15 protein-coding genes, 11 tRNA genes and 1 rRNA gene are annotated in these 25,877 nt (G+C 51.3%); 3 read left to right on the forward strand and 24 right to left on the reverse strand.

Features of this window, described 5'->3' with window-relative positions; genetic code table 11:
- Positions 1-71: 71 nt before the first annotated feature.
- The 5 genes from HMPREF9412_RS01725 to HMPREF9412_RS01745 all read right to left on the reverse strand — a co-directional run bounded on the left by HMPREF9412_RS01725 (position 72) and on the right by HMPREF9412_RS01745 (position 9,701).
- Entirely contained in the window at positions 72-713 is a 642-nt protein-coding gene (locus HMPREF9412_RS01725; RefSeq protein ID WP_009589520.1) for a hypothetical protein, read from the reverse strand.
- A 17-nt stretch (positions 714-730) separates the two neighbouring features.
- Entirely contained in the window at positions 731-1,996 is a 1,266-nt protein-coding gene (locus HMPREF9412_RS01730) for a vWA domain-containing protein (RefSeq protein WP_009589562.1), read from the reverse strand.
- A 37-nt stretch (positions 1,997-2,033) separates the two neighbouring features.
- Positions 2,034-4,418, reverse strand: coding sequence for a hypothetical protein (locus HMPREF9412_RS01735; protein ID WP_009589524.1), 2,385 nt, complete (start codon positions 4,416-4,418; stop codon positions 2,034-2,036).
- Between the two features lie 3 nt (positions 4,419-4,421).
- Positions 4,422-7,811 carry a tubulin-like doman-containing protein gene (locus HMPREF9412_RS01740; RefSeq protein WP_009589559.1) on the reverse strand — a complete coding sequence of 1,130 codons (3,390 nt, stop codon included), beginning with the start codon at positions 7,809-7,811 and terminating at the stop codon, positions 4,422-4,424.
- Between the two features lie 102 nt (positions 7,812-7,913).
- Positions 7,914-9,701: a vWA domain-containing protein gene (locus HMPREF9412_RS01745; RefSeq protein ID WP_009589518.1), complete on the reverse strand. Its 1,788-nt coding sequence runs from the start codon at positions 9,699-9,701 to the stop codon at positions 7,914-7,916.
- A gap of 313 nt (positions 9,702-10,014) precedes the next feature.
- Here HMPREF9412_RS01745 and HMPREF9412_RS32745 point away from each other — a divergent pair, with 313 nt between their 5' ends.
- From HMPREF9412_RS32745 to HMPREF9412_RS01755, 3 genes are all read left to right on the forward strand, one after another.
- Positions 10,015-10,167, forward strand: coding sequence for a hypothetical protein (locus tag HMPREF9412_RS32745; protein WP_009589533.1), 153 nt, complete (start codon positions 10,015-10,017; stop codon positions 10,165-10,167).
- A 160-nt stretch (positions 10,168-10,327) separates the two neighbouring features.
- Positions 10,328-11,095 carry a hypothetical protein gene (locus HMPREF9412_RS01750; RefSeq protein ID WP_254663982.1) on the forward strand — a complete coding sequence of 256 codons (768 nt, stop codon included), beginning with the start codon at positions 10,328-10,330 and terminating at the stop codon, positions 11,093-11,095.
- Between the two features lie 15 nt (positions 11,096-11,110).
- Positions 11,111-13,027: a hypothetical protein gene (locus HMPREF9412_RS01755; RefSeq protein WP_009589529.1), complete on the forward strand. Its 1,917-nt coding sequence runs from the start codon at positions 11,111-11,113 to the stop codon at positions 13,025-13,027.
- A 169-nt stretch (positions 13,028-13,196) separates the two neighbouring features.
- Here HMPREF9412_RS01755 and glmS read toward each other — a convergent pair whose 3' ends face one another.
- The 19 genes from glmS to rrf all read right to left on the reverse strand — a co-directional run bounded on the left by glmS (position 13,197) and on the right by rrf (position 25,759).
- A complete protein-coding gene (glmS, locus tag HMPREF9412_RS01760) occupies positions 13,197-15,029 on the reverse strand; it encodes a glutamine--fructose-6-phosphate transaminase (isomerizing) (RefSeq protein ID WP_009589530.1) in 1,833 nt (610 codons plus the stop codon).
- 735 nt (positions 15,030-15,764) lie between these two features.
- A complete protein-coding gene (glmM, locus tag HMPREF9412_RS01765) occupies positions 15,765-17,105 on the reverse strand; it encodes a phosphoglucosamine mutase (protein WP_009589545.1) in 1,341 nt (446 codons plus the stop codon).
- 32 nt (positions 17,106-17,137) lie between these two features.
- Entirely contained in the window at positions 17,138-18,622 is a 1,485-nt protein-coding gene (locus HMPREF9412_RS01770) for a CdaR family protein (protein ID WP_009589541.1), read from the reverse strand.
- A complete protein-coding gene (gene cdaA / locus HMPREF9412_RS01775) occupies positions 18,615-19,448 on the reverse strand; it encodes a diadenylate cyclase CdaA (RefSeq protein WP_015737608.1) in 834 nt (277 codons plus the stop codon). The genes HMPREF9412_RS01770 and cdaA overlap by 8 nt, the downstream gene beginning before the upstream one ends.
- A 313-nt stretch (positions 19,449-19,761) precedes the next feature.
- Positions 19,762-20,376 carry a zf-HC2 domain-containing protein gene (locus HMPREF9412_RS01780; RefSeq protein WP_009589556.1) on the reverse strand — a complete coding sequence of 205 codons (615 nt, stop codon included), beginning with the start codon at positions 20,374-20,376 and terminating at the stop codon, positions 19,762-19,764.
- 221 nt (positions 20,377-20,597) lie between these two features.
- A complete protein-coding gene (gene sigW / locus HMPREF9412_RS01785) occupies positions 20,598-21,167 on the reverse strand; it encodes an RNA polymerase sigma factor SigW (protein ID WP_009589526.1) in 570 nt (189 codons plus the stop codon).
- A gap of 242 nt (positions 21,168-21,409) precedes the next feature.
- Positions 21,410-24,196 (reverse strand): phosphoenolpyruvate carboxylase, encoded by a 2,787-nt coding sequence (gene ppc, locus HMPREF9412_RS01790; protein ID WP_009589542.1) that lies wholly within the window; start codon positions 24,194-24,196, stop codon positions 21,410-21,412.
- A 275-nt stretch (positions 24,197-24,471) separates the two neighbouring features.
- Positions 24,472-24,545: transfer RNA gene (locus tag HMPREF9412_RS01795), tRNA-Gly, on the reverse strand.
- Positions 24,546-24,622: 77 nt separating this feature from the next.
- A tRNA-Pro gene (locus tag HMPREF9412_RS01800) sits at positions 24,623-24,696 on the reverse strand.
- Between the two features lie 21 nt (positions 24,697-24,717).
- Positions 24,718-24,794: transfer RNA gene (locus tag HMPREF9412_RS01805), tRNA-Arg, on the reverse strand.
- A gap of 3 nt (positions 24,795-24,797) precedes the next feature.
- Positions 24,798-24,872 (reverse strand) — tRNA-Gly (locus HMPREF9412_RS01810).
- Positions 24,873-24,877: 5 nt separating this feature from the next.
- Positions 24,878-24,961, reverse strand: a tRNA-Leu gene (locus tag HMPREF9412_RS01815).
- Positions 24,962-24,975: 14 nt separating this feature from the next.
- Positions 24,976-25,051 (reverse strand) — tRNA-Lys (locus tag HMPREF9412_RS01820).
- 68 nt (positions 25,052-25,119) lie between these two features.
- Positions 25,120-25,194: transfer RNA gene (locus HMPREF9412_RS01825), tRNA-Gln, on the reverse strand.
- Between the two features lie 53 nt (positions 25,195-25,247).
- Positions 25,248-25,323: transfer RNA gene (locus tag HMPREF9412_RS01830), tRNA-Val, on the reverse strand.
- Positions 25,324-25,366: 43 nt separating this feature from the next.
- Positions 25,367-25,441: transfer RNA gene (locus tag HMPREF9412_RS01835), tRNA-Glu, on the reverse strand.
- A gap of 37 nt (positions 25,442-25,478) precedes the next feature.
- Positions 25,479-25,554: transfer RNA gene (locus HMPREF9412_RS01840), tRNA-Thr, on the reverse strand.
- 3 nt (positions 25,555-25,557) lie between these two features.
- Positions 25,558-25,633 (reverse strand) — tRNA-Asn (locus HMPREF9412_RS01845).
- A gap of 9 nt (positions 25,634-25,642) precedes the next feature.
- Positions 25,643-25,759 (reverse strand): 5S ribosomal RNA (gene rrf, locus HMPREF9412_RS01850).
- Positions 25,760-25,877: the final 118 nt, after the last annotated feature.

The following is a 25,877-nucleotide window of genomic DNA, read 5'->3' on the forward strand; positions in this document are numbered from 1 at the left end:
CTCCCTCTGAACCCTATGAAATACACACGGACGCGCTTATCGTGGTTAACCGTGTGTTCATCGGTCTCTATCTATCTGTGCACCAGCTCATATCGTTGTCCGTATTTCTTGCCGTCCGTAAAAAACAGGCGAACGTAATCGTTCTTGCCTACCTCGATCGCAGGCAATTCGTTGCGTCCGGCAGCAAAATCCGTCACGAACGGGTACAAGATGCCGTCTTCCTTGTTGACCGGATAAGCGCCCTGCTTCTTCACGTAACACAAAGCTTCCTTCGGTACCGGCGCCTCCGCCGTCACCTGGATTTCGATCGTCTTATAGGGCTGCAGCCAGCGGCTCTTTTCGCGAATGGAGTAGACCAGTTTGGCTTTGCCGGTACTGAACCGAATGCGGTTCGCTTCATCCTCCTGCCTGATTAACGCCATCTCTCCGTCTTCGGAAGACAAGGCGTAGACCGTGTACGTGATCTGACCGATCCCGTCCAGCCGGTCGCGGTACCCGTTATTCGCCTTATACTCGTCACGGGTGTATAGACGCATCCCGCCTGGCTGCGAATCGCCTGCAGGCGGGCCGAATCCGTCGTCCATCGCACGGTGGATGTATACCGCTTGAAGACCCGGCGGCCAGCTCCAGCGGAGCGTACAGTAACCATCGTCCAGTTGATAGCTTAATCCCTGAATGACCCATTCTCCGGGCTCCGCATGTTTAAACCGCATCTCGAACGCCCCCTGCTTTAAAATCCTCGGCTTGTTGAATCATTTGGCTGCTGCCCTCTTCCCGTTCGGCCCGGCCGCTGCACGTTGGAGATGATCTTACTGCTCTCCTTAACCGGTATCACCAGCGTGAACAAGGCGATGATCCCCGCAAGCAATAGGCAGGCGATCAGACGAACGGAGGCATCCCCGATTTCCTCGCCGGAGAGGCCGTATTCCAGAACCATGCCTGCCAGTACGCCCGATACCGCGCCGCCGATGCTGAAGCTCAGCGCAAGATGGCGATTGTCAAACACCGTGCCGAGGGCCAGGCCCATGGCGGCGCCGATTAGCAGCATCGCAGTTATTCTTCCGAACTGATGATACACGCTGTCTTCCATAGCGCCCGTACGTTTCGTCAACAGCGAACGGTCTCCGACGTCGTCATAGATTTTCTGGAAAACGAATGACAAATCCTCCGCATGCTGAACGTCGTAATATTGTCCGCCCGTTTCCGCCGCAATCGTCTGAAGCAGCTGGGCACCGTCCGGGTTGACCAGGCTGAGGCCAATCGTATTTACCGCGATTTGCTGCTGCTTGTACTCCGCAAGCACACGATCATGGTCGGTTTCGCTGAATCCGTCCGACAGCATGATGACCATGGCGCTTCGGCCGGCATCCCGGCTTTCCTGGATATGCGACATGGTATCCTCCAACGCAAGGCTGATGTCCGTACCGCCATCGGTCGTTGCCAAACCGTCGATTTCCGCGATGATCTCATCCTTGGTTTCTTGGTTATTCACGCGCGTGAACGGCTGCAGCAACGTTGTTGCATGATCAAACATTATCACGGATACGCGGTTATCCCGATCCATGCGGTTGATCAGATTTTTGGCTGCCGTGTACCGGTCCTGATTCGGGTCCGTCTCATTCATGCTGCCCGAATTGTCAATGACCAGCACGATATCCTTCACGGGCTTGGCGCTGCCTGGGTTCAACTGGTACACCCATTCAAACAGCATGCCTAGCAGGAACAGGGCCACCAACGTGGATGGAATCAGCAGCTTCCATGATGTGCCCGTGTACCGCTGTCTCCATGAGCTTCCGCTCAAACGGGGGGAGATCAGTTCTGCGATTAAACAGGCCAAGCCGATGCATAAGGCCAGAATCCCGAAATAAATCCCCGTAACCACGATAACAGGAAGCCCTGTCCCCCACTGGCGAAGCAAAAACTCCCCAATGGCAAATCCGAGTCCCCCACCGACCAGGCTAAGCAGCAGCAGGAGAGGGTTTAATTTTCGTTGCACAATACACGCCTACTCTCTGTATCAGAATCGAAGAACGCTAACGCAGCTCGGGAAGCTGCGCCGGTTCCATGCCATGAAATTCATAACCGTTTGCCTTATAGGTCTCGTAGTAGGTTCTGCCATTCCGGTAATACATCAGATCCTCCAGATGGAAACCTCCCATCAGGTTCAGCTTCTCGACCCCGCTTGTGCGCTTCTCGTGCACGATGCCCAGCTTGTACACCCGTAAAGCTTCATCGACATGGATCGCGTAACGGACGAATTCGCTGTCGGCATCGCCAAAGAAATATTTCTCCTCGTATCGATGCTCCTGCGTATAATCAAGCAGCCTGACCAACGTAACGGAGTTCTCCTCCAGCATCCGGTATAACACCTTAAACAGGTCTTCCTTGGCCAGCACCTGCTTGTTATCGTAGTCGATGGTGACGTTCGCCCGCCGCAGCAGTTCTTCCTCGAAGGTCTGCACGAACGGCTCTGCCGTCAATAGATCCCTCAGACAGACCCGGATCATGTTCGAGAGGATCGGTTCGATCCCTTCATGCATAACGATGGAGAGATTGCCGACATACCGTTCCTCGAAGAACACGCCTTCGCCGCGCTTGCTCTCCAGCTCCAGCATCAATTCCTCCGTCACGAGGCCGTAATACTCCATCAGGTTCTGGCCGATATAATCGTCTGCGGCACGGATGCTGGAACGGGCCGCCTCCATCAACTCCGCCTCCAGCTGATCCAGCATGCCTGCCTGCTGCTTGTACTGACGGTGAATACGTTCAAGCTCCGTCTCATAGAGCCTGTAGAGCTCAAGCTCCGTTTCCAGCTGCAGCAGCTCATACTTGCGTCGATAGACCTCGCCCACGAAATACCGAATGAAATGGCGCACATTCTGTTTATCCCGAAAAGGAAGCTTCTTAAACGGCTGGCTTTCAACGCTTTCCTCATAATATCGGTTTAATCCGTCCTGCTCGGTCTTAAGCAAGCTGCCGAGATCCCGAATCCGGGACCGAACCGCTTCAATCAAAATCCCCTCTCCGGCCTTATCGCTCGTCCACGCGGCAATTTGATAACACCCGATTTGCGAATGAGTTGCCAAAGTTCGGCGCAGCGCATCGTGCAATTCTTCTGCGGTGCTCATATCGCTCAGTCTCTTTCGGGCCGCCAGCTCGTAATTTCCTTGAAAAAACTTCCGGCAGCCATCTCCGAAGAGCGCCTCTTCCGCCTCGCGAATATTCATTCGCTTCAGCTCGGCATAACTGACGGGATGCGACATCATGCCCTTGAGACCGTCCAGATGCTCGGGGTCCGGCAGCATCCGGTTCGCTCTTGCCGTTACGGCCTCCGGGTCGAGACCGAAATAGGCCAGGCATTCATGAATCTCCGGCTCTGGCCTGTCCTTCATGCGACCCAGCAGTCCGCGGCACAGATGGTAAAGGACCGTTAGGGCAATCGGCTCATTGGGCCTCTTCACCCTGGCAAAGCCGGCGGAGACAAAGCCTTGGCGGCCGGATTCGGTCATGATATTGCTTTTGAATGACGTATTGTTGTAAATGCCTCGGATGCCGTCATAGGTTTCATCCTTCTGCTTCCGGTTCTTCAGCAGGCCCAGGTGGCAGATGATATCGTAGATATCCTGCATGCCGGCGTAACCCGAGATGCCTCGTTCATTCTTATCGGACAGCACATAGACGAGATCAAATAATGCGGATGCCGGGTGGACGACAGGAATCGTCAGCCCGTCCTCGGTTACCTGCAGCGGCGCGGAGAAGGTGTACTCCCTGCTCTGCATCAGCTCCAATTCCCGTAGGAACGCAACGCCTACGGAGCTTGCATAGCCGTAGGATTCAATCTGCTCCCTTTCATTAATGAGCGCGTACAAATCCATCTGCACCGACTTGAACGACTGCTGGAAGATGGATTCAGCCAGCAATGAAATTTCCGGGATAAATACATTAAACGGGTCATCGACCCGTGTAATGACAGACAGATGAACCCGGTCAAACGAAGCATAGCTGCGTCCAAAGTCTGAAATATGGTGGCTTAACTTCCGAATCGCTTGATTCAACCCGGATAGATGATGCGGGTCCTGATAGAAGCTCTGGTACAGCTCCTTGCGCATCGATTTGGATGCTGCGTCCGACACCGGCAGCTGCAGATGGTACCGGTGAAGCCGGCCGGAGAGTCCGGGGCCTTGGGGCTCCGGTCCTTCACTTCGGTCCGTTCCTACATGAAAATAAACGACGCTGGCGCTGTTATCCCATTTGCGGTCCTGAATTTCCATGATCGGTTCGATGGCAGACGCTGTCTTGTCACCAATGAACAAGTATACCTCCGGATAGTGGATGCTGCTCTGATCATCCTCCATCAAGGTAAGCTGCTCTTCCGACTTGGCATAGCCGGCAGCATACTGGCGAAGAATCTCCCTCATCGTCTATTTCAACCTTCTTCGGATGTCATTTAATTTCGAGGATACCTGTCTGTAGAACTGGTATCGCTCTTCACCGTCCGCAAGCTCCACCTTCTCGTATTCGAGCCGGTCGCGCGTTTCCAGGAACCGTTCGGACAATTCTCCCAGCTTCGTGAGCAGCGGCGTAATATCCTCGGAAGCGGTCAGCTCCTGATCGCGGCGGGAGGATTTGCGAAGCAGCGTGCTACGGCTTTTCTCGTCCAGCTGACGGAAGTGCTTGTAGACTTCATACTCCACGTCGTTCACGCTTTTCAGCAGGTTGGCAAACGGCTCCCAGGAATCCTCCTCCGGATCGCGATCATAAACGAAGAGCGCACCCTTCTTGGTGATCGTCCCGGTGTACAACGCCTCAATGAATTGATCAAGCCATTTCTCTTCATTCTGATTATCGCTGATCAAGAGCTCGAATTCCGTGATTTTGGCCGCGATGGCGGCATATTTCTTCAGCTCTTCCCGCACGATGCGGATCATTTCCGGCGAACGGATCAGATTTTCCTTGGCCATATCCTCGTTGATGCTATTGAAAATATCCTTGGAGCCAACCCGCTCCAGCCCTTCGTTCATCAATCGCTTCAGCTCGGTCCATGCCCGTTTGACTTCGCCAAGGTTAGGCTTGGGACTATCGAGCTGCAGATCATAAGCGCGAAGCAGCTCATTCAGGTCAAACGGCTTCGTAAACACAACCGCGTAGCGGCTGCTCGTATTCTGGTCAACGTCCTTCTGGATAACGACCTTAAACTCAAGCGCCTGGTTAAATTCGGCACGGACCCGGGCATTGTAGTCCTGAACCCGCGGATTGACGTAGGTATCCCCCCAGGATTTTTCAGGAATCGGCGATGGCAGATACGTCCAATTGTTGCGATCTGTCTGTACCAAGTGACGCCCAACGCCTTCCTTGTCCATGATCGTGCGTTCGTAGCTCTCCTCATAAACCTTAAGCGGAGTATAAACGAACAACGGCACACCGTTCTTCGTATTCAGCCAGAAGATCCGGTTCTTCACTTCGCTCTCCTTCACGGTGAAGTGAGACTTCCCGACCGAATTATTCTGATAATTGCGAATCCCTTTCAGAATACTTGGAGCCTGTACAGGCACGGACACGAAGCCCCAGGAAGGGAAGTACAGATTGCCTGCGCTGTTGCTCAGATGGAAGACCGGGACAGCTTCGTCATCCAGCTTGCTGGCGATGTTGCGCTCGACAAATTTTTCGATGGAATCCTCCTGCCCGAATTTCATGACCAGGAAATCCTCCATCGAACGGGTGATCAGATCGCCGAATTTATCGGTAAGAAACTCCGAAATGGAACGAACGACATCGATCTCCTGCTCCCGGGTCCAACGATTGGCATGACTCAGCAGCTCCTGAGCGAAATCGCGGATGAGATCGTCCACATCCTTCTGATCCATGATTTTGTTGATGACGTCGGAAATGTCGGGAACGCTCACCAGGTTCCAGTAATACGTCTTGTTCCCTTTATGATCCTGCTGTTCTTCCCCGTTTACGAGAATGTCGCCGTTCTTGGCGAAAATCGAATTCAGCGCATTCAGAATCTCCGTATATACGCTATAAATCCGGTTATTTTCCTGGTTCAGCAGATCGTACAAATCCTCATAGAATTCAATCATCTGCTCGGTGCGTTCCACATCCGCTTCCAGCCAATATTCGTTGATTTTGGCTTCAATATAGATGTTTTTCTTCTTATCCTTCGAGACAAAAGCGCTCTTTGCATCGCCCAGACGATCGATCGCCTGTTCTCTGGCCGACTCGATGTCCCGCGGTATGCGGGTCAGATTCTCCCGCAGCGCTTCGATATAGGAGAGCAGCATCTTCAGCAGGCTAAAGCCCTTCTCCGTATAGATCAACCGCGATACGTAAAACGGTCCTTGCTGCGGATGCAGGAACATCCGGCGGATTTGATCGCTGAACTGAGCCACGATCTCGCCCGGAAGCTGCTTCTTCGCTTTGATGTATTCCTCGCGGGCTCTGGCCAGAAAATTCTGTTCCAGCTCCGTATCCATATTTATGACCTGGTTCTTCACCACGTTCGCATAGCTGAGCCGCTCGCTGTTCTGATATCCGGGCAGCGGCTCCGGAACGCGGGATTCGAAGTTCTTGGTCATCGAATCCAGATCGATGCCCAGCTTGCTCGCAAATTTCTCGACGTCCTCCTGGCTCGGCGCTTTCTCGAACATCGTTTGCATTTTGCCGAAGACGCGGTATGCCAGATACGTCGTCATCTCTTCAATAGGCAGCACGGCCGAAGATGCGCCGATGATGTTGTAGTCGTAATTGGCAGGATACGCCTTGTTCATCTGCGCAATATTGGTGCGGATGTTGCTGATATAGTCATGGATCGCAAACTCTTCGCCGGACTGTTTTTCCTCGCTGGCCATGAAGTTCGTGATGTTCTCTGCGGTAACGTTCATGCAGTAATCGTAGGCATTCTCCAGCAGCTTGCCTTCCGTATTCGTAGCGGATATCAGATGACATAGATTAAATGGAGGCAGTGGAGAGTTCACGTTCAGAATGTTGCCGTACTGCTGCTTGAACCGTTCGCCTCTGGCATCCACATTCATCCAGTAGTCCAGCTCTTTGAGCGCGGCGTAACCGTTCTTCTTGATGTACTCGCGGGTATGCTCGCTCAAGCTTTTGTTCGCCAGATTGATATCCGGCGTAAACAGATAGCCGAGCGTATTCACGCGGTCAATGCCTGCCGAGCCGTGGTCGCGTTCGATAATGCCGCGGACGATATAGGCGATGTCCAAGAAGCAGCCGCTGCCCGTACCGCCGGACAGCCCCGTCAGCAGGAAGACCATCAGCTTTTTGTTCGTGCCAACCGACAGCGTTTTGATCTTCTTGTCGATCGCCTGCACCACTTGGGTAATCTTCGTGAACAAGAGCAAGCGGCCCGCCTGGCGTACGCCTGCGGCCCCGTTCATGCCGTCGGTAATGCTCAGCTCGGGCGACAGCCAATCCGTAATGTAAGGCTCCAGGATGCTGCGGTTCTGGAGAAGGCCTCCGATCTCGGCATTGGAGAGAAGCACGAATTCATTGATCGGATCCAGTCCGATCCCCTTGTATCGCTTATTCTTATCCTGTTCGTTGGTCTCAAAAGCCAGAAACTCCACGTTATCCGGCTTGTCCATTCTTTTCTTGGACAATGGATCCTCCGGCAGCTTGAAACGGCGGTTAATCTGATATTTCAAGCGCAGCAGCGCATCGATCCCCGTCCCTCCAAGTCCGATGATGAGGATCGGATTGTCGATGGTATCCACCCGTATTTTCTCGCTGACAATGCCGCCTCCGAGTGAAACGTCAAGCTGTTGTATATGTTCTCTAACTACCGGTTTCATAACTTCCCCTCCTGATAGGTCATGGCTTTAAGAGGTTGTTCAAAAAGTCCGCTTTTGATAAGAATACCCATCGAGGTCAATTCGACTTTTTGAACTCGCACTTTAAGCCAAATATTCAAATAATATCGTTTTGTCCGCCTGCTGAAGGGAAACTCTCAGCCGGTCTCCGTTCTTCAGCTCCGTCCCGTTCGTTGCATCCAGAGCCCGTCCGGACTTCTCGATGACGGCTGAAGAAAGGTTCTTAAGTATAATGCGGTCGTTCTTGCCCGGCATGAACAGGATTTTCTCCGTTTCCTTGAGCTCCGGAGCAAGCTGCAGAAGCTGATGCAGATTAAACTTCCCTTTGAAGGAAGTCAGCTTCTTGTATTGAGGGGACGTCTTCTCCCCGGTGTTCTCATCCCTGATCTCAATCACGATTTGGCCGACAAAGCCCTTGTTCGCTTTCTTTATCGCGCCGAGAATGAAATAAGCTGCCGCTCCAACAATGAGCAGCGCCGCAATGCCAATGATTACGGGCCATAATGGAAAAGGTTTCGCATCCTCGCCCGCGGTCATCTCCTTCCCGCCATTACCGGAGCCGGAGGCTGCCGTTTTCGCGCTAATCTTGACAGGCGGGCTTTCACGGTAGAAGCTCTGCTCCTCCGCACGCACCCTCAGCTCGTAGTCATGCTTCTGCGGAATCTTGTAATCCCCTACAAAGCTGCCTTCTTTGTTCTCTAGTTCGACCTCCGACTCGTCCCCGGTGTCCAGGTCCTTGATCAGCAGCTTGGCCGTCATATTGCCGTACTGTTCTTGATCCTGCAGCTTCTGTCCATTGCTGACGAGGTACGCGTTAATGTCAATCGTATCCCCTGCCTTTACCTTGGAAGATGGCGGAGGATCCATAGCCAGCTCCAGGTCGTAGTTGAACACGAGGTTGATGTCGATTTTGTCCTTCGATACGCCCTTCACCTGCAGCTTCCAGTCGCCTTGCTGCGGCTTCAGCAGCTTGAGCAGCGAATAGGAATTGGACGTGGAGCGCAGCACACTAGCCGAAGGGATGCTCTGCTCAGCACCAGCGGGATCAACCAGCTTCACGTCCACGGGGCTGGAGGACATAATGGAAATGTTCGCTTCCAATACGTTGGCATTCGGCACGCGGACCGTAACCTCCTGATAGCTTCCGTTGCCGGTAATCGACTGTACCGGAACGATCTTGAGCTGCTGGTGGCTGGCAAAAATCTCGCTTAATATTTGCGGAAGGTCATCCGCCGAACTGGTCGTAAAGGATTTGCCCCCCGTTTGGTTGGCCAGCTCAGCCAACGTTTCTTTGTTCAGCTTCCCGTCGGCATTGAGTCCGATCGTATAAATCGGAATACCGCTTCCCTTGGCCTCCTTGACGGCTTGGGCCAGCTGCTCTGACGCTTCCTTGCTCGTCCTGCCCGTGTTCGGGTCCAGATCATTGTTACCGTCGGCCAAAACAACGATCATCGGCGCATGGGCCGGGTCCATCCCCTGCTTCAGCACCTTTACGGCTTCATCGAGACCGACGGACATATCGGTGTACGGTCCGCGATCCAACTGATCGATAAATTCCTTTAGTGCGGTTTTGTCCGCCTCCGACTGAATTTCAAGCAAGGCTTTCTCCCGCTGAATCCGGTCGGTATAGGAAACGATGCCGACCTTGTCGCCGGTTGTCGCCAGCATGTCGATGAACATCTTCATCGCTTCGCCGCTAATCCGCTCCGGATCGCTATTTTTCATCGAATTGCTGGCATCCATCACCAGTACGGCATCGATGTTGGAGCCTTGGGAGGCAGCCGCTGCCTTAGGCAAGGCTCCTCCGCTCCAGGTCATGATCAGCAGCACCGCTGCCATCAGAGAGAGCAGCCATTTATTTTTACGTTGCATAGATTTACTCCTTCATCCATTTAGTCGAGCATCGGCGGATGTCTCGGTTCGTTCGTCAGAGACTAGTCTAACTGTAGGCAAAAAGTCTTAAAATCACATGAAAGGAAGCTTAAAATAATCATCGGAATATCCATATTCCTACTGTGTTTATATAGAAAATACCATGCCAGTCACTAAAATATCCCAGCACTATGTCCATATGATATAATTATACCTGCCAAAGTTCAACATTATCAGTCGTGCCACCCGGACTTAGGACACAAGGCTCACCCGCCATTTTTGAACCAATTTCGATACCGAAAGGAACCGACATATGATTACATACGGATGTCTCGGGATTTTGTTTCTTTTTGTCATCATCAAGATCACGGCCTATTCCAAGCGTAAGAAGAACGCCCCGACGCCGGAGCAGCTGCAGCAAACTTTGCTTGAAGCGGCCAACTCCAAGAGGGAACAGCATGGATAAGAAAAAGCCGGTACAACTTCGCCCCTATTCTAAAACGAGATATGTCTACCAAAAGTTAAGGGTTTGCAAACATTGCCACAATTTCACGATTCTTTGGGAAGACAGCTGCGCTTACTGCAAACGCCAGTCCCTGGTCCCCGTTATGGAATTTGCAGGGGGCATGGCCAAACGTTCCATGCAGAGCGACCGGCTTCTTTTCTACATTATAGGGCTCTCCGCCGTGCTTCTCGGTCAGACCTTCTTGCAGATCGCGATAGCTTTTGCCTGCATGCTGATCCTGCTTGTATGGTTATGGCTCATCCAGCGGCGAATGCTGCATTCCGAAACCCTGCACGCTCTGGACAAGCTTATAAGAAGTCATCGAGAACAGATTCTGGAAGGCCTCGATCTGAACAAAGCGACGGCCTCCGCCGCCATCAAGGAAGATGCTCAGCTAGGCTTTGAGATCGTCAGGGAAATTGCTTCCTTGGTCCGGAATGACCGGATCCGCCTGCAGCAGATCGTCCTTCTGCAAAGCTTCAGCCTCCGCAAGGATATGGATCTTGAGCTCGAGCCCCTGCTTCTGGATGAGTTTGATCCGGACCTGGCCGCCTATATCGGGGAAATCGCCAAAATTAAACGCGAGCTGATCAACAGTAAAGCCATTCGGTACCTGCTCGATCATGAAGCTGACATTTTACGGATGGAGCATGGCAGGCAGATTATGATCGACGCTGCCGGAGCAGCGGTACGGAAGAAAAAATATATCGATACATTTCCTGATTTCATTAGCCGCTATGCGGATGGATTGCCAAGGTATCGCTTCCTCCGCTTGTATCAGATCGTGCGCCGCAATCCCGGCTTGTCGTGGAACGGCCTTCGGGATCGGGTATCGGCGATTTATAATGAACATTACCGCTCGGACCCTGATTTTCAAAAATGGGATTAGAGGGGCTATACCGTTATGACGATAAAAAACACGCTAACCCTGCGAAATTTGTATCTTTTTTTATGTATCGTCCTTCTGCTGCTGATCGGGTATAAGGGAATTCACATCTATCAAAAAATCGAGACGATGGCGCAAGCCGAGTCGTTGTATGCCCAGAAAAAGCTCGTTCAGGCGGAAGAGAGGTATCAGAAGGCCCGGAATAACCGTTCCCTTCTATATAAAGAAGATCTGCTTGCTTCAAGGCTGCAAGAGCTTGCGCCCATTACGTCCATTGAGGAAAGTCTCTCCTCTCTTGATCATCGATTGAGCCAGGTCGGGGAGGCCGGCGATTTCTCCGGCTTCATGAACGTATATGCCGAATTGCTTGAGGCGGAGAAGAAATTCTCGGAACAACTGGGATCACACGCCTCGTATTACAACGAAATTGCGGCGTTCTATGGCATACCCGATGATGTGAAACGGACATTCCTGCAATTCATCGATTTGTTTACGCGCAGGGCCGACGAGCTGCTTGATGAGCAGCAGTACGAGGATAACAGCTTTAAATGGAATCTGCTTCGCATTCCGGATTCCTTCTACGGCAGCGAGAAACAGAAGGATGAGAAGCTGCTCCGCCTGTTCCAGCGATACGACGAGATGGTTTTGACCCGTCTGGCAGGGGCAGGGCAGTATGCCGACCTGTTGAATTGGTCGCAATCCATGGGTTCCGAGTATGCCAGCCGGTCGATATCGGCTGCCTGGTTGAACCGAAAGGCCGATGAACTTGTGTATGCCATGCTGCAAAGGGATGTGCAGCGGGAACAACCGGCCGTTTTTGCAGCTCACGCCTCAGGCTACAGACAGTACCTGGAACGGAACGAGCGGAAGAACGCGGAGATCATGGCGTATATTCAGAATGAGATCAACCGCTGGGTCGCAGCGGCCGATGGGATGGTACAAAGCCAGAACTACGAGGAAGCGGTCGCGCTCTATGTGGCCTTGTCGGGGTACCAGGATATGAGCGGTAAACTGCAAGCTGCCGAATTGGCCTGGACGATCCACGATCCGATTCGTTTGTTCCACATGGCCGGTCTGAAAGGCAGCTTCAGCTACGTCAGCGGAGGCGGCAATCGTTTCGGAGGATTGGCCTATGCCATAGGGGTCGACGAGGGGAGCATCATCTACTTAGCGGTCTTGGATGCCGATGAAACGGTGCAATTATTCCAAAACCACGATTACCCGTCCGATGTCGCGATCCATGAGGTTTCAGTCGAGGAATCGCTTAGCACCGAGAAGAATCCGGTCATCCTTGTGGAGGGCTCTGCGGGAACTGACTTGGTATTCTATTCAGCCTATGAAGCCAGAGATTCCAATCTGACGCCGCTGTTCCAATTTACGGCCGAAGGCTACCAGGTGCTGCCGGACAAATCTTTGCTGGTCACGAATCTGGAAGGAGTCAGTCCGGACGAGATCGCCATCTTTGAGCGTCAAGGAGACCAATACGGATTCACTGGGTATCAGGTTCAATATACCGACATCGATATCGCTAATATCGAGGGTTATCCGAATGAGAAAGTACGCTTCTCTGTCCATATCCCGCAAGGCGGCTATGGCGAAGTCATTGCCGAACGTAATGGGTACTATATCGTCTTAAGGGGAGACTTGGATTTCCCTGCGGGGAGCGCAACGCTAATCGGAACGTTCAATGGCGAGTATCAGCAGCTGGAGATCCCGGTAAGCAGCCAACCACCTGCGTCTCCGGACCCTGCCGAGCCGGAGACCGGACAAGTTGACGGAGATCTTCTGGATGAAACTGAGAATCCAAGCGATCCCGTCACTTCCGAGGAGATCAATCCGGATGATGTTCAACAAGACCATAGCGGAAGCAGCGAAAGCGCCGCATCCGGTCAGATCACGAAGATGCCAGTCATTCAGGTGGAATCGATCGAGTAAGTTATTGAATCTTTAATCACTTTAATATCTTGAATCCTTCTAAACATGACAAAAGGCTTCGCCCCTAATCACCAGGGGCGAAGCCTTTTCATTAATAAATTCATGCGATATGAATCCTAAATTTCATTAACAGAACAACTAGAGCAGATCTTAATTGCCCGCTCCTGCCTTACTCCACCGTTACGCTCTTCGCCAGGTTGCGCGGCTTATCCACGTCGTTGCCACGGGCAAGCGATGCGTAGTAGGCAAGCAGCTGCAGCGGTACGACAGACAAAGCTGCCGTCAAGATCGGCAAGGTCTTCGGAATGGCGAAGGCTTGATCCACGGATTTCAGCAGGCCGGCCACATGCTCTTCATGCGTAATGGCCATCACTTCCGCGCCGCGGGCCTTCACTTCCTTGATATTGCTTACCGTTTTTTCAAGTACGGTTTCTTGGGTTGCCAAGGCAATGACCGGAATTCCCTCTTCAATCAGGGCAAGCGTACCGTGCTTCAGTTCGCCGGCAGCATAAGCCTCGGAGTGAATGTAAGAGATCTCCTTCAGCTTGAGGGAGCCTTCCTGAGCCACGGCGTAGTCTTGGCCGCGGCCGATGAAGAACAGGTTCTCATGCTCAGCAATCTGCTCGGCATACCCCTTGATCGATTCCGCGTTGGTCAGCATGGACTCTACCTGTTCAGGCAGTGCTTCCATTGCTGCAATCACTTCAGCAACGGCGTCTTCCGTCATCGTACCGCGCACTTGTGCCAGATACAGACCAAACAGATAGAACGCGATCAACTGCGAGGTGTAAGCCTTCGTGGAAGCTACGGCAATCTCCGGACCAGCCAGGGTGCCAAGCACATCGTTGGCTTCACGGGCAATCGAGCTGCCTACCACGTTCGTGATGGCCAGGACATGAGCGCCATGGCTTTGCGCTTCACGAAGCGCAGCCAAGGTATCAGCCGTCTCGCCGGATTGGCTTACTACGATGACAAGGGTCTCCGGCGTAACGATCGGCGAACGGTAACGGTACTCGGACGCCACATCATTTTCGACCGGAATGCGCACCATCTCTTCGATCACGCTGCGTCCCACAAGCCCGGCATGGTAAGCCGTACCGCAGGCGACGATCTGAACATTGCGAATGTTCTTGATCTGTTCCTGTGTCAGCTTCAACTCCGGCAGGACGACTTTACGTCCGCTCTCATCCACACGGCCCAGCATCGTATCCCGGTATGCTTTTGGCTGCTCGTGGATCTCCTTCAGCATGAAGTGATCGAATCCGCCTTTTTCCGCTGTAACGGCATCCCAGTCGACACGAATCATTTCCCGAGAAATAAAGTTCCCCTCAATGGTCATTAATTCGACAGCATCTGCCGTCAGCAGAGCCATCTCTCCATCGTTGAGAATATAGACGTTACGCGTATATTTCAAAATAGCCGGAATATCAGAACCGATGAAGTTCTCTCCTTCGCCAAGACCAATTATAAGCGGGCTTGCTTGACGTACAGCTACCAATCGATCCGGCTCATACTCGGTCAATACGCCAAGGGCAAATGCGCCTCTCATGTAAGAGATCGCCTTCTGCACAGCCTTAACGATATCCCCGTCATATTCGCGGGCAATGAGATGGGAAATAACTTCCGTATCGGTCTCCGAAGCAAACTGGTGTCCTTGACTGATCAGCTCTTCCTTCAGCTCCAGATAGTTCTCAACGATCCCGTTATGAACAACGGAGAACTTCTGGCTTTCGTCCGTATGCGGATGCGAATTCACGTCCGATGGACGGCCATGGGTTGCCCAGCGGGTATGACCGATACCTGCAGTCCCTACCAGTGGTGCAGATTCCAGTCGCTCCTCCAGATTGGCAAGACGTCCTTGTGCCTTCGCAACGCGCAGGCCTTCATTCGTAAAGACGGCAATCCCAGCTGAATCGTATCCACGATACTCAAGCTTTCTCAATCCCTCGATCAACACCGCTTGCGTTTTCTGATTTCCAATATATCCGACAATACCACACATCGTATGATTCCTCCGTTCGATTTCCCTATAATAGTTAGGCGGAAATAGAACACGGCAGCATCTGTGCGGCATCAGGAAAGAAGAATGATCTATTCAATTATCAACGTTCAAGAAACTCAGCAATTCGTTAGGCTGTTTAGTTGAACAGACATGAATGCACTCTTCTTCCACCGCGCTGCCCTGTTCTAGATCGCACATTCATGTTTTGTATACAAGTGATGAATAAGCATCTGCGAATACGTTGTAAGAACGGTCGCCCATTCCTTTTCCGTTATCCGCTTACGGTTGATGCATAACCGAGAGGTCCCCGCCGAATAATCCGAACACCTCTACCTCGTCAACTTGCGTTCTGCCGTTTGGTTATCCTTAGCATGACAATAACCAATCCCCGCGCAGGTACAAGCTCTGGCGCTTATGAAGCTTGAAGTAACCTCACGATCCTCGCTTTCTATTCTTGAATGACATCCTTTATTATATTCATGCCCTATCACTTTGGCAACTCGGCTGGTTCTTGACAATGCCAAGCCCTACCTAGGATGAACCCCATCAATGACACCGAATGACCTACTTTCTCAAGCGATGCCGAACAAGCACCCCTTTGCAGGCAGGACAGGGGGTGTTGCGCTTTCATTCGACCGGCATTCCGGAAAACAGCAGGCCAGTGAACCGAAACTTCATAGTTCACTGGCCCTGACAGAAATTAGTCTGCTTTCCTTGAAAAATACACCCTTAGTCTTACGCCAATTCCCGCTTCACCACGTCTGCAATCTGCGTTACATAACGGTCAAGCTCATCTTTGTCCGGGCCTTCCGCCATGACGCGAATGAGGGATTCCGTTCCCGATGGGCGCACCAGGACACGACCGTTATCCCCCAGAATGCCTTCAACCTCAGCAATCGCAGACTCGATAACGGTATTGCCTTGGTACTTGCTCTTATCGCCAACTCGGACATTAACGAGTACTTGCGGATACTTGCGCATGCTGCTCTTCAGCTCATGCAGCGGCTTGCCGGAGGCTACCAGCGTATCCACCAATTGAATCCCGGTCAGAATGCCGTCTCCTGTGGTGTTGTGGTCCAGGAAAATGACATGTCCCGACTGCTCGCCACCCAGGTTGTATCCGCCGCGGCGCATTTCTTCCATGACGTAGCGGTCGCCGACTGCCGTTTTTGCCGTCTTCAGCTTCAGGCTGTCGCATGCTTTATAGAAACCGATGTTGCTCATCACGGTCGAAACGATCGTACCTTCCTTCAGCTTGCCGGCACGGTTCATGGCGTCCCCGCAAATGCACAGGATGAAATCGCCGTCCACTTCCTCGCCTTTTGCATCGATGGCAATAAGGCGATCCGCATCTCCGTCAAAAGCCAGTCCGAGGTCAGCGCCATGCTGGAGTACAGCCTCAACGAGTTTCTCCGGGTGAGTCGATCCGCAGTGATCATTGATATTCAGGCCATTCGGCTCAGCGCCGATGGTGATCACATCCGCACCCAATTCACGGAACAGCTTCGGAGCGAGCTCATATGCAGCCCCGTTTGCACAGTCCAGCACGATTTTCATGCCGTCGAATCGGTTGCTGATCGTCGTTTTCAAATATTCCAGGTATTTATACTTAGAATCGTTATCTACCAGCAATTCACCTAGATCAGCCCCGATCGGTCGCGGCAGATTGTCGGTTTCCGCATCCATCAGCTCTTCAATCTTGAGCTCGGTTTCATCTGACAGCTTGAAGCCGTCGCCACCAAAGAACTTGATGCCGTTATCCTGCACCGGGTTATGCGAAGCCGAGATCATAACGCCCGCATCAGCCTTCAAAAGTCTTGTAATATAAGCCACCGCCGGCGTACTTACGACACCAAGGCGAATGACGTGTGCGCCAATGGACAGCAGGCCTGCAACCAGAGCCGACTCCAGCATAGCGCCGGATACCCGGGTATCCATCCCGATGATGACGGTTGGCTTCTCTTTATCGCCCGTAAGCACATAGCCGCCGCAGCGGCCGATGCTGTAAGCCATTTCCGCCGTTAATTCTTGATTCGCAACCCCTCTTACTCCATCTGTACCAAAATATTTCCCCATGTTTTATATACTCCTTTATCTACTCTTCGATATTATCCATCAGTGGATGTTTCTGTGCCCGTTGTTCCATCGCTTGATCCGTCTCCCGGCGGATGTGATGGGTTTTCTCCTGACCCGGAGTTATCCGTGCCCTCATTCGCGGGAGGCGTCTCCGGATCCTCCCCATGATCATTGCCTGTCTCTGTTCCGGTTCCAGTGCCAGTTCCGGTTCCCGGTACATCAGGCTTGTCTTTGTCGGTTCCCTCGTTGTTCGAAGTACCCGGGTTCGTTGTCACGGGTTTCGAATTATCCTTGAGCTCTATCTTAATCACAGGGCGATCCTGATCCGTGCGGTTGATGAAATTAGGCAGCGTAATCTGCAGCGGAATTTCATGGACGCCGGCTTTCAAGCCGGTCGCGTTCGCTTCAGCTCCAATATCCGTCGGCTCCAGACTATTAAGCAAGTCAGGCGCACCGGTGAGCGTCAGGGAGATCGTCTTCGTCTTTGGATCCGTAATGACGGCGTCCAGACCGGAGGCGACTCCATTTAACGTGATCGGAATGCCGGTAATCACCCGTTCTCCATGCGATACAGCCGTAACTTCAACCGTTACAGAGCTCGGCTCGATTTTCTCAAAACCTTCAGGCGGCGTCAAGTCGGCCGTAAGCACTGTTGTTCCCGAATTTCTAACTTCTCCCAGATTGATGGCGGCTTCGATATAGGTCTCAGCTCCTGCCAGTGCCTCTTTGCTGCCGAACAGCTTCACTTCTTTGACCTTCTGTTCTACCTTGGATAAGACGAACCCTTCCGGCAGCCTCCCGGTATATTGAAGCTCCAGCGGCAGCGTGACAAATGCAGGCTCAATCGGTACTTCAGCCGCTACTGTAGCAGGCTCAATGACCGCATCCTCCATTTCGGCGCCTTCTTTATCATATGCTGTTAGCTTGACTCGTTTCTCCGTAATCTTCTCTTTGGCTCCATCAAGCTCCACGTTACCTTTGACCTGCCCTAAATTTGCCATCGACGATTCCGGCAGGGTAACCGTGACTTGCCTTGGGTCAATCAGCACGGGCGTTCCGGCCCGGTAATCTTTAGCAGGCTCGCCCTTCGTTCCAATACTTACCGTCACGGATTTCGACACTCTCGGCTCTACGGTCACCGTAACAACGGATGGTTCCATCGATACCATCTCCACGCCGCTTGGGATGGAGTAGGTCAGGGGAAGTGTGTGCGTACCCGGTTCTTTGACGTTGCTCAGATCGAGTTTTACTTTATATTCGTCGGTCAAAAGCGAAATATTGGATTTCTTCCCCCGCACCTCGAGATTCACCCGATCTTGATCAATGCCGGTAAGCACATATTCGCCGTCATCAAATCCATAGGTTTGAATCTTAACGCCTTCAATGATCTTGGTATCATAAAAGGTCGTGGGCGGTGCGGGCGTTCCGCTGTCCATATGAACCATTGCCCATAACAGAATGCTGACAGCGAGTGCAATGAGTTTGCTTGCCGTGTTGTTCTTGATCCATTTATCCATTGCTGCCGTCCCCCTTCCGTTTCCAGAAGAACGTGCGTTTCTCCTTGATGGACGCGGCAGGTCTGAGCTCCTCATACAATTTCGATATCAGAGACTCTTCCTTAATATCCCGAACCACTTGTCCATTTAAGGCCAGCGATACTTGCCCAGTCTCCTCGGATACGACAACCGAAATCGCATCCCCCACTTCACTGATTCCGATAGCGGCACGGTGCCGCGTCCCCAGTTCCTTACTGATGAAAGGATTCTCCGATAGCGGTAAATAACAGCCAGCGGCCGCGATTTGGCCGTTCTGAATAATGACGGCTCCGTCATGGAGAGGCGTATTCGGTATAAAAATGTTGATGAATAATTCCGAGCTGATCACCGATCCCATCGGAATTCCCGATTCTACGTATTCATTTAGGCCTGTCGTCCGCTCAAACACGATCAGCGCCCCGATTTTGCGCCGCGACAAATAATTAACGGCCTTAATGGTTTCGCTGATTAACTTATTCGTTTCCTCGTCAATATCCGCGGTCCGCCCGAACAGCTTGCCTCGGCCGAGCTGTTCCAGACCGCGTCTGAGCTCAGGCTGGAAGATAATAAAGATCGCCAGCACCCCAAAGGTAAAGATCTGGTTCATCAGCCACTTGAGCGTATACAGATCAAACCAGGTGCTTAGCGCCCAGATGACCACCAGCACCAAAATCCCTTTGAGCAGTTGGACCGCCCGCGTGCCGCGGACGAGCAGAATCATTTGGTATATTATATAAGTAACGATAAGGATATCGATGATATCTTTAATGGATTCACCCCAGGTCATATCTGTGAAATACTCCACCATACAGCAACCCCCGTCATTTCCTTTAAGTGCGGGCCCAAAAAATCCGGTTCCTTCGAAGATGAACGCCCTGGTTTGAAACCGGGCCTGCTTTCCATCATCCTTCTAATCACGCGGAGATTCTTGAACATCCTCTTTAATAACGCATGAGACTATATATGTAGTATGTACTCTACACTCTCTAGGTTATAACGTTAATCTTTCCGATGCAAGCGGACTCCCTCCGCTTTCCATGCAAATCCGCGTAAAATCAACAAAAGAAGCGCCGTCTTTTCACTGAAAAGAGGCGCCTTTGCTTCGTAATTGCGGTTTTCACCTAGCGGTAAGCGGCATCTGTAAACAGAGTGGAGATCTTATACCATATCCAATCCATGGCTCTATCTATATCCTTCACTTGACCCGCTATATGCGCGGTGGAAGCCTGAAATAATTCTCCGTCGATAACGGTCACATTGCCATTAACCTGACCGTAAACCTTAGTCTTTCCGTTCTCGACCGTAATATCTCCCGTGATGATCTGATCCGGTGGAATAATGACCGTATCCCCTTCAATCACCAGCTTTTCGAATTCATCGCTCTTTACAACCAGCTGAGTGTCCTGACTCCAGAAACTGATCGTGCTAAAGAGCATGACGACCAAAAACAAAGCTGCAGCCGTGAGCGCAGGATGATTCTTAACCCATTTGACCCAAGCTTTTTGTTTCTTGGGCTGCGGCAGCATGCCCATTATACGTTCCGTTAAATCATCGGATGGCTTGGTCGCATGATGAGTTAAGGAAAAAAGAAGCATATCGGTATGCTCCAGCTTCTCGAAGTAATTCCGACAGTCAGCACAATCCAGCAAATGCTTCTGCAATTCTAGCTGCTGCGGGTCGGACAAGTCATTATCCAGATAATCGTGCATCAAAGAGACGGCTAATTTGCAATCCATTTGTGAGCCAATCCTTTCATTCAATCTCTTTGCTGGGTCTATCCCCCTAGGGGCATAAGACTTGCTTATTGTTCATACGTGCCGGAATCGGGGATGTTTCAACTTTTTTAAAAGAAAATCAGAAAAAAATTACGGGCACTGACTTTCTGATTTCCGCAAGAAAAAAAGCGCCCTTAAACGCGGTCTCTCTTCCTCAAAGAACGGCGATAGGCGTTTTTTTCTCACAATTTGTACTCTAATTTTTTTCGCAAAAATTCGCGTCCACGATGTACACGCGTTTTGATCGTTGTTACAGGCAGGTCCAAAATCTCGCTGATCTCTTGCAGGGATAAATCCTGGATGTACCTTAAGATCATAATGGTCTTGTACTTGGCAGGAAGTCCGTCAATGGCCTGATGGATAATGCGCTGCGTTTCCGATAGCAGCATTTCGCTCTCAGGCGTACGGTTATCGCTTGGGATCAGGGAGTAGCCGTCCATACCTTCGCTTTCGTTCAGGTCGGCGTCCAACGAGAAAGAAGGCTTGCGTTTGCGCAGCCGATCAATGCTTAGATTCGTGCCAATTCGGTATATCCAAGTTGAGAACTTCTGGTTCTCGTCATATCGGTCAAGGTTCTTGTAAACACGCAAAAAAGTCTCTTGGACGACATCCTCGGCCTCATGGCGGTTGCTCAGCATCCGGTAAGCCAAATGAAAAATCTTGTCTTTATAAAGCTCTACGATTTCGGCAAATGCCCTTTGGTCCCCTTTTCGGGCCAGCTTTGCCAGTCTTACATCCAAATTGTCCACCATAATTCCCCCAGAATGGTCTGATGGGTAACGTCTAAAAACGCATCATTCAAATCGTAATTCAACTGTTTCTAAAAATCAACAATAATTCAAAAAGAATCCCATTCGTGTATCAAAGACAATTCACCTGAAGCCGATACTTTAATCATTAGGACGCAAGCTGCGCCTAGATGAAAAAAACGAGGTCCCTCTAGGGAACCTCGCCTTATACTATCCCTTTCAAACAGCTTTGGCTTCTGCAAGGATCAGCCTGTATTGCGAAGCCCTGCGGCAATGCCGTTGATGGTCAGCAGTACTTCCCGAAGCAGATCCGGATCATCCTGCTCCTGCTCCCTTAGTTCACGCAGCTCGTTAAGCAGTTGAACCTGCAGATAGCTGAGCGGATCCACGTAAGGGTTGCGCAGTCTTATCGATTCCTGCAGAACCGGCTGGTTATCCAGAATATCCTGTTGTCCTGTAATCTTAAGAACCAGCTCTTTCGTCAATTTGAATTCTTCCTGAATCAAACCGAAGATGCGCTCGCGGGCTTGATCATCCTTCGTCATCAACGAATACTCCTTGGCGATGATTAGATCTGCCTTGGCAAGTGCCATCTGAAGGGTATCGATCAGGGACGTAAAGAACGGATAGCTCGTGTACATCTGTTGAAGCACCTTCATATTCTCTTCCTTGCCTTGGTAGAAGCTCTGTAAGCCCGTACCAGCCGCGTACCATGCCGGAAGCAGGTAACGGCTCTGCGTCCATGCAAACACCCAAGGAATGGCTCTCAGGTCCTCGAAACGGTCGCTGTTCTTGCGCTTGGAAGGTCGGGAACCAATATTCAGCTCGCCCACCTCAGGAAGCGGCGTGGATTCCTTGAAGAAAGTAAGGAAATCCGGATCGCGGAATATCAGATCCTGATATTTTTTCTGAGAAACGGCCGAAATGCTGGAGGAAATCACTTCCCACTCTTTTTCGGTCGATTCTTTTTCAGGGTAACGGGCATTCAGGGAAGCCGTAATCAATGCTGAGGTCGCCTGATCCAAACTCCGGTAGGCAATGCCCTTCAAGGAGTAACGGGACGATATAACCTCTCCCTGCTCCGTGATTTTGATCCCGCCTGCAATGGTCGATGCCGGCTGAGCCAAAATGCTGCGGTTCAGAGGCATACCGCCGCGTCCAAGCGATCCGCCGCGTCCATGGAAGTATTTTACCTTGATGCCGTATTCATTGGCTACGGCCGTAATCTCTTTGAGTGCTACCTGGAGCTCCCAGTTCGCCGTAATGGCTCCGCCGTCCTTGTTGCTGTCAGAGTAACCCAGCATGATCTCCTGCAGTTCGTTCATGGCACTCACCGCTTCACGGTAGATCGGCAGGCTGAAGAGCTTGCGCATGATATCCGGCGCGGCATGAAGATCGTCAATCGTCTCGAATAATGGCGCAGCCTGCAGCGTAGCGATTACGGAACCGTCGTTATCCTTCCGGAACAGACCGACTTCTTTGGCAAATACCATCACTTCCAGAATGTCGCTTGCGCCCTCGGCCATACTGATCAAATAACTGGAGATGCATTTTACTCCGAATTCCTGCTGCGCGCGGAAAACGGTACGGTATACTTCGAGGCATTCCTCGGTACTGTCGCTATACTCTTGATAAGGCGTAGTCAATGGACGCGGATCGTTAAGCAAGTTATTGAGCAGCTCGATCTTCTCGTCCTCGCTCAATTGGGCATAGTCCTGCGTCACGTTCATTTTCCGCAGAATTTCGGCCATGGCATTCTCATGCTCTTGGCTATGCTGTCTGATATCCAGCGTCGCCGTATGGAAACCAAACAACTCCGCCTGGCGAATCAGCTTTTGAATATAGGTGTCTGCAACGTAGTCAGCAAAATGGAAACGCAGGCTTCGATCAATGATATTCAAATCCTCGATGAATTCCTCAGGGGTCTGATAACGCTCGCTGCCTGTCATGTTCTCATCCAGAATGTGACTCATTTTAGCCAGCATATATACCAGTTTTACACGATAAGGCTCTTTCTCATTGTGCCAAATTTCCATCTTCTTCAGTGTTACATGCTCGCGGTCTTTTTCAATGGATTGAAGCAATTCATCCGAAACGTTAACGATTGACGAGCTGAAGCTCAGGTATTTCATGAATTCACGCAAAATCCGTTGGTATTCACGAATCGCCAGCTTCCGCTGCATTTCAAGCGTTCTCCATGTTACGTCCGCCGTCACTGAAGGATTTCCGTCCCGATCGCCACCGATCCACGAACCGAAACGCAAATAGGTTGGAACGTGCCAATGGTGACCCGGATAATATTTAGTTAGGCAGCGCTCCAGTTCTTGATAAACCTCTGGCAGAATGTGAAACAGGGTTTCGTGAAAATAATACATACCGTTTCTGACTTCATCCAGAACAGTAGGTTTACGGTCACGAAGCTCATCGGTTTGCCATAGCGTAATCACTTCATTCAGTAGTTTCTCCCGAAGCTGCTCCCGTTCGCGGAATGTCAGTGTCGGATTGTCCAGCTGCATCACATCGTCCGCTATCCGTTTATGGATATCCAGAATAGCCCGACGCATCGCTTCTGTTGGATGAGCGGTCATCACCAGCTCAAGGGATAGACTTTCGAGAATTTCTTGAACTTCTTCAAACGTAATATTGCGCTCTTTCAAATCCTGGACTGCACTTTCGATGGAACCTGGTTGAACACTTTCCCCGGCGGAACGCTCGTAATCGCGTTTACGCCGTATGCGATGATTCTGTTCGGCGATGTTAACCAATTGAAAGTAAATGGCAAACGCGCGAATCACCTGATGGCGAATGTCGGGTTCCAGCGTGCTGATGATCCTTTTGAAATCTGCAAACAATTCTGGCAGGAATACGGATCGCAACGATTTACTCGTTTCGCGAATTTTCTCAACTATATCTAAAAGCTCATTGCCTCCTTGATGGACAAGAACTTCTCCAAGAATATTGCCAAGGAACCGTACATCTCGCCGCAGCAGATTGTTGGAATTGCTTTTTGCGGTTACTGTAAGTTCAGTCATGCTACTCCTCCCATCTCAACCCGTTTCAGCAGTTTATCTATAGGACGTAACGCCTTCCTAACATCATACAATAAAAGCGAATGAAAATCTGCATTTTTCAGGCGAAAAAATTAGCCAAATCGACAAAACTCATGGTCATGTTATACCCATAGCCCATGGACATTAGTCCTATAAACCGTTGATACGACAGCATTCTTTATTGCATTAACACTTCGCAGGATAGTCGTATGAATATGTAAAAAAAACATCACACACGGTGATGTCCTGCTTATGTATGGAGCGGGTGATGGGAATCGAACCCACGCTACCAGCTTGGAAGGCTGGAGTTCTACCATTGAACTACACCCGCATATCAACCCACAAAAGTGACGTTATGCTTCAAAGCATATTCCGGTTACTTTTGCCGGGCCTCAATTCTTAAGCAAATCGGGATGACACGATTTGAACATGCGACCCCCTGGTCCCAAACCAGGTGCTCTACCAAGCTGAGCTACATCCCGATATTAATCTTTTTTGAAAAATGGCACGCCCTGAGAGATTCGAACTCCCGACCTTTTGATTCGTAGTCAAACGCTCTATCCAGCTGAGCTAAGGGCGCAAATGGAGCGGACGACGGGAATCGAACCCGCGACCCTCGCCTTGGCAAGGCGATGCTCTACCGCTGAGCCACGTCCGCATTAATGGTGCGCGTGGAGGGACTTGAACCCCCACGTCAAAGACGCTAGATCCTAAGTCTAGTGCGTCTGCCAATTCCGCCACACGCGCACAAGATGAAACAATGGTGAGCCATGAAGGACTCGAACCTTCGACACCCTGATTAAAAGTCAGGTGCTCTACCAACTGAGCTAATGGCTCGCATTTCAGGCCACCCGAAAAATAGTCGGAATCACCTTCAAAGCGTAACTTTACTATTTGGAGTAAAGTGGCTGGGGATATAGGATTCGAACCTATGCATGACGGAGTCAAAGTCCGTTGCCTTACCGCTTGGCTAATCCCCAAAATCGTTGAGTTACTTCTATCTTGCCGATTCTCGTTAGAATCATGCATGAAATGGTGGAGGCTGAGGGGATCGAACCCCCGACCCTCTGCTTGTAAGGCAGATGCTCTCCCAGCTGAGCTAAGCCTCCGTATAAACTCATGGGATTCTCATCCCCTGATGCAATAAAATAGTGGTGACCCGTAGGGGATTCGAACCCCTGTTACCTCCGTGAAAGGGAGGTGTCTTAACCCCTTGACCAACGGGCCACAATTTCATGATGCATGTCCAAACCAAAAGCGAATCTGGAGCTTCCAACCGGGATCGAACCGGTGACCTCATCCTTACCATGGATGCACTCTACCTACTGAGCTATGGAAGCAAGTGGCTCCCCGAACAGGACTCGAACCTGTGACAACTCGATTAACAGTCGAGTGCTCTACCAACTGAGCTATCAGGGAATATGTACCGCTTGGCGACGTCCTACTCTCCCGGGACCCTTCGGTCCAAGTACCATCGGCGCTGGAAGGCTTAACGGTCGTGTTCGGTATGGGAACGCGTGGAACCCTTCCGCCATCGCCACCAAACGGTTCAGATGCTTGATCACCTGAAAACTAGATACGAAACGATATTTGCGTTAATTAGAATCCGTAGCATTACCCGATGTGGTATCGGGGTCCCCGGAAAGTATTCGGCATCCGCTAC

Origin of the sequence: Paenibacillus sp. HGF5 (assembly GCF_000204455.1) — a bacterium.
In the GTDB taxonomy this organism is placed as follows: domain Bacteria; phylum Bacillota; class Bacilli; order Paenibacillales; family Paenibacillaceae; genus Paenibacillus_AQ; species Paenibacillus_AQ lautus_A.